Source organism: Facklamia sp. P9177, assembly GCF_050409585.1.
Classification (GTDB): Bacteria; Bacillota; Bacilli; order Lactobacillales; family Aerococcaceae; genus Facklamia.
Map to the genome: position 1 here is coordinate 1 of NZ_JBNUPE010000030.1, position 5,169 is coordinate 5,169.

Below are 5,169 nucleotides of genomic sequence, written 5' to 3' on the forward strand. Positions count from 1 at the left end.
AACTCCGCCAGTAGGGCTCGAACCTACGACATCATGATTAACAGTCATGCGCTCTGCCAGCTGAGCTATGGCGGAATAACTTTGATATGACACGCGTGGCAACGTCCTACTCTCACAAGACCAAAGGTCCAACTACCATCGGCGCTAAGAAGCTTAACTGCTGTGTTCGGCATGGGTACAGGTGTGTCCTTCTTGCCATCATCACCACACAGTGTCATCTCATCGTTATCTTGAGCAATCTCTCAATCACTCAAAACTGAATACACCTCTACTTACCTTGAAATCTCATGGTTAAGTCCTCGACCGATTAGTACTAGTCCGCTCCATATATCGCTATACTTCCACTTCTAGCCTATCTACCTGATCGTCTCTCAGGGGTCTTACTTCTTGCGAATGGGAAATCTCATCTTGAAGCTGGCTTCCCGCTTAGATGCTTTCAGCGGTTATCCATCCCACACATAGCTACCCAGCAATGCTCCTGGCGGAACAACTGGTACACCAGCGGTGTGTCCATCCCGGTCCTCTCGTACTAAGGACAGCTCTTCTCAAATTTCCTACGCCCGCGACGGATAGGGACCGAACTGTCTCACGACGTTCTGAACCCAGCTCGCGTACCGCTTTAATGGGCGAACAGCCCAACCCTTGGGACCGACTTCAGCCCCAGGATGCGATGAGCCGACATCGAGGTGCCAAACCTCCCCGTCGATGTGAACTCTTGGGGGAGATAAGCCTGTTATCCCCAGGGTAGCTTTTATCCGTTGAGCGATGGCCCTTCCATGCGGTACCACCGGATCACTAAGCCCGACTTTCGTCCCTGCTCGACTTGTTGGTCTCGCAGTCAAGCTCCCTTCTGCCTTTGCACTCTACGAATGATTTCCAACCATTCTGAGGGAACCTTTGGGCGCCTCCGTTACTCTTTAGGAGGCGACCGCCCCAGTCAAACTGCCCACCTGACACTGTCTTCCGTGTTCTTCACGCGAGTTAGAGGGTTCATATTACAAGGGTAGTATCCCACCAACGTCTCCTTGCATACTGGCGTACACAGCTCTTTGACTCCTACCTATCCTGTACATGTCACACAAACACTCAATATCAAGTTGCAGTAAAGCTCCATGGGGTCTTTCCGTCCTGTCGCGGGTAACCTGCATCTTCACAGGTACTATAATTTCACCGAGTCTCTCGTTGAGACAGTGCCCAGATCGTTACGCCTTTCGTGCGGGTCGGAACTTACCCGACAAGGAATTTCGCTACCTTAGGACCGTTATAGTTACGGCCGCCGTTTACTGGGGCTTCAATTCGCACCTTCGCTTGCGCTAAGCGCTCCTCTTAACCTTCCAGCACCGGGCAGGCGTCAGCTCCTATACGTCATCTTGCGATTTAGCAGAAACCTGTGTTTTTGATAAACAGTCGCCTGGGCCTATTCACTGCGGCTGACTTGCGTCAGCACCCCTTCTCCCGAAGTTACGGGGTCATTTTGCCGAGTTCCTTAACGAGAGTTCTCTCGCTCACCTTAGTGTTCTCCACTTGACTACCTGTGTCGGTTTGCGGTACGGGTTGGTCATACTAGCTAGAAGCTTTTCTCGACAGTTTGATTATCCACCTTCGCTACTATTATTTCGCTCCAGATCACAACTCATCATTAATTGTAAGCATTTGACTCACAATCTCACTCGTTGCTTCTACAGACATTTCCATCAGTCTGCGTGGACTTACCTCCTGTGTCCCTCCATTGCTTAAATCGTATTTCCCAAGTACAGGAATCTCTACCTGTTGTCCATCGCATACGCCGTTCGGCTTTTGCTTAGGGCCCGACTTACCCAGGGCGGACGAGCCTTCCCCTGGAAACCTTAGTCTATCGGTGGACAGGATTCTCACCTGTCTTTCGCTACTCATACCGGCATTCTCACTTCTATGTGCTCCACTGCTCCTTACGGTACAGCTTCTCCGCACATAGAACGCTCTCCTACCATCCTAATAAATTAGAATCCACAGCTTCGGTGGACTGTTTAGCCCCGGTACATTTTCGGCGCAGGGTCACTCGACTAGTGAGCTATTACGCACTCTTTAAATGATGGCTGCTTCTAAGCCAACATCCTAGCTGTCTAGGCAACCCCACATCCTTTTCCACTTAACAGTTACTTAGGGACCTTAGCTGGTGGTCTGGGCTGTTTCCCTTTCGACTACGGATCTTATCACTCGCAGTCTGACTCCCAGAGATGAGTTTGTGGCATTCGGAGTTTATCTAGATTCGGTAACCCGAATGGGCCCCTAGTCCAAACAGTGCTCTACCTCCACATCTCTTACTCTGAGGCTATACCTAAATATATTTCGGAGAGAACCAGCTATCTCCAGGTTCGATTGGAATTTCTCCGCTACCCACACGTCATCTCCACACTTTTCAACGTATGTGAGTTCGGTCCTCCAGTGCGTCTTACCACACCTTCAACCTGCACATGGGTAGGTCACCTGGTTTCGGGTCGACGACACCTGACTAACGCCCTATTCAGACTCGCTTTCGCTACGGCTCCGTATCTTCTACTTAACCTTGCCAACTATCGTCACTCGCCGGTTCATTCTACAAAAGGCACGCCATCACCCCTTAACGGGCTCTGACTACTTGTAAGCACACGGTTTCAGGTACTCTTTCACTCCCCTTCCGGGGTGCTTTTCACCTTTCCCTCACGGTACTGGTTCACTATCGGTCACTAGGGAGTATTTAGCCTTACCAGATGGTCCTGGTGGATTCCGACGGGATTTCTCGTGTCCCGCCGTACTCAGGATACTCCTGAGCCTGTTGATCTTTCGCATACGGGGGTCTCACCCTCTCTGCCGCCCCTTCCCATGGGCTTCTACTAAATCGTCTGGTCTCGTGATGGAGTCCTTCAACCCCAACGTGCATGCACGCTGGTTTGGGCTCTTCCCCGTTCGCTCGCCGCTACTTAGGGAATCATTCTTATTTTCTTTTCCTGCAGTTACTTAGATGTTTCAGTTCTCTGCGTCTACCTTCCTTGCGGATAATGATCTTTTACAATCATTGGGTTCCCCCATTCGGAAATCTCCGGTTCTTAGCGTACTTACCGCTCCCCGAAGCATATCGCTGTTCGTCGCGTCCTTCATCGGCTCCTAGTGCCAAGGCATTCACCGTGCGCCCTTTATTGCTTAACCACAATATTTTCGCTTATTTTTTAACTCTATGATGTTACTCATAGACTCGGTCAATTTCTCGGTTCATTATATCTTTTTTTAAGAAATAATGTGATTGTCATACCTCGCATCGAGAATATGATCAATCTTGTTTGGTGTATTCAGTTTTCAATGATCGATTGAGTTGCTTCATAAAGAAGCTCACTCAAAACTAAACAAAGACAGTAACCTTTCGTGTAGGTTCCAACTACTCCTTAGAAAGGAGGTGATCCAGCCGCACCTTCCGATACGGCTACCTTGTTACGACTTCACCCCAATCATCTATCCCACCTTCGACGGCTCCTTCTAAAAGTTAGGCCACCGGCTTCGGGTGTTACAAACTCTCGTGGTGTGACGGGCGGTGTGTACAAGACCCGGGAACGTATTCACCGCGGCGTGCTGATCCGCGATTACTAGCGATTCCGGCTTCATGCTCTCGAGTTGCAGAGAACAATCCGAACTGAGAATGGCTTTCAGAGATTCGCTTACCCTCGCGAGTTCGCTGCTCGTTGTACCATCCATTGTAGCACGTGTGTAGCCCAGGTCATAAGGGGCATGATGATTTGACGTCATCCCCACCTTCCTCCGGTTTGTCACCGGCAGTCTCACTAGAGTCCCCAACTGAATGCTGGCAACTAATGATAGGGGTTGCGCTCGTTGCGGGACTTAACCCAACATCTCACGACACGAGCTGACGACAACCATGCACCACCTGTCTTGCTGTCTTGTAGGACTTCACCTATCTCTAGGCTATGCAGCAGATGTCAAGACCTGGTAAGGTTCTTCGCGTTGCTTCGAATTAAACCACATGCTCCACCGCTTGTGCGGGTCCCCGTCAATTCCTTTGAGTTTCAGTCTTGCGACCGTACTCCCCAGGCGGAGTGCTTATTGCGTTAACTCCAGCACTGAAGGGTGGAAACCCTCCAACACTTAGCACTCATCGTTTACGGCGTGGACTACCAGGGTATCTAATCCTGTTTGCTCCCCACGCTTTCGAGCCTCAGCGTCAGTTATAGACCAGAAAGTCGCCTTCGCCACTGGTGTTCCTCCATATATCTACGCATTTCACCGCTACACATGGAATTCCACTTTCCTCTTCTATACTCAAGTGACCCAGTTTCCAATGACCCTCCACGGTTGAGCCGTGGGCTTTCACATCAGACTTAAGTCACCGCCTGCGCTCCCTTTACGCCCAATAAATCCGGACAACGCTTGCCACCTACGTATTACCGCGGCTGCTGGCACGTAGTTAGCCGTGGCTTTCTGGTTAGATACCGTCACTCCGAATGCAGTTACTCATTCGGTCGTTCTTCTCTAACAACAGTGCTTTACGATCCGAAGACCTTCTTCACACACGCGGCGTTGCTCCGTCAGACTTGCGTCCATTGCGGAAGATTCCCTACTGCTGCCTCCCGTAGGAGTTTGGGCCGTGTCTCAGTCCCAATGTGGCCGATCACCCTCTCAGGTCGGCTATGCATCATGGCCATGGTAGGCTTTTACCCCACCATCTAGCTAATGCATCGCGGAGCCATCCTTCAGTGACAGCCGAAGCCGTCTTTCCTTCGTTGATCATGCGATCTGCGATTCTATGCGGTATTAGTCATCGTTTCCAATGGTTATCCCCCGCTGAAGGGTAGGTTCTCCACGTGTTACTCACCCGTGCGCCACTAACCTTGAAAGAACAAGTTCTCTCGCGGTTCGTTCGACTTGCATGTATTAGGCACGCCGCCAGCGTTCGTCCTGAGCCAGGATCAAACTCTCATGAAAGAATTTGAGCTTTTGCTCATTACTATTACTAGCTATTGATTTTTTTACCTGCTGGTCTGCAGTATGTCTCGAATTATATTCGGTTGTTTCTATCCGGTTTAACGAATAGACCCTTACACATTTTGGTGTTTGTCTTTGTTCAGTTTTCAATGAGCTTCGCTGCCATAAGTGACAACTTCTATATACTAGCATGGTTTAGATTTTTTGTCAAACCTTTTT

The 5,169-nt window shown here is 50.0% G+C and carries 1 tRNA gene and 3 rRNA genes; all 4 read right to left on the minus strand.

Features of this window, described 5'->3' with window-relative positions:
- Positions 1–2: 2 nt before the first annotated feature.
- The 4 genes from ACQV18_RS09205 to ACQV18_RS09220 all read right to left on the minus strand — a co-directional run bounded on the left by ACQV18_RS09205 (position 3) and on the right by ACQV18_RS09220 (position 4,950).
- Positions 3–75, minus strand: a tRNA-Asn gene (locus ACQV18_RS09205).
- An 18-nt stretch (positions 76–93) separates the two neighbouring features.
- A 5S ribosomal RNA gene (gene rrf / locus ACQV18_RS09210) occupies positions 94–209 on the minus strand.
- A 78-nt stretch (positions 210–287) separates the two neighbouring features.
- Positions 288–3,165 (minus strand): 23S ribosomal RNA (locus tag ACQV18_RS09215).
- A gap of 237 nt (positions 3,166–3,402) precedes the next feature.
- Positions 3,403–4,950, minus strand: a 16S ribosomal RNA gene (locus ACQV18_RS09220).
- The 16S, 23S and 5S rRNA genes sit together here with 1 tRNA gene alongside, the layout of an rRNA operon.
- Positions 4,951–5,169: the final 219 nt, after the last annotated feature.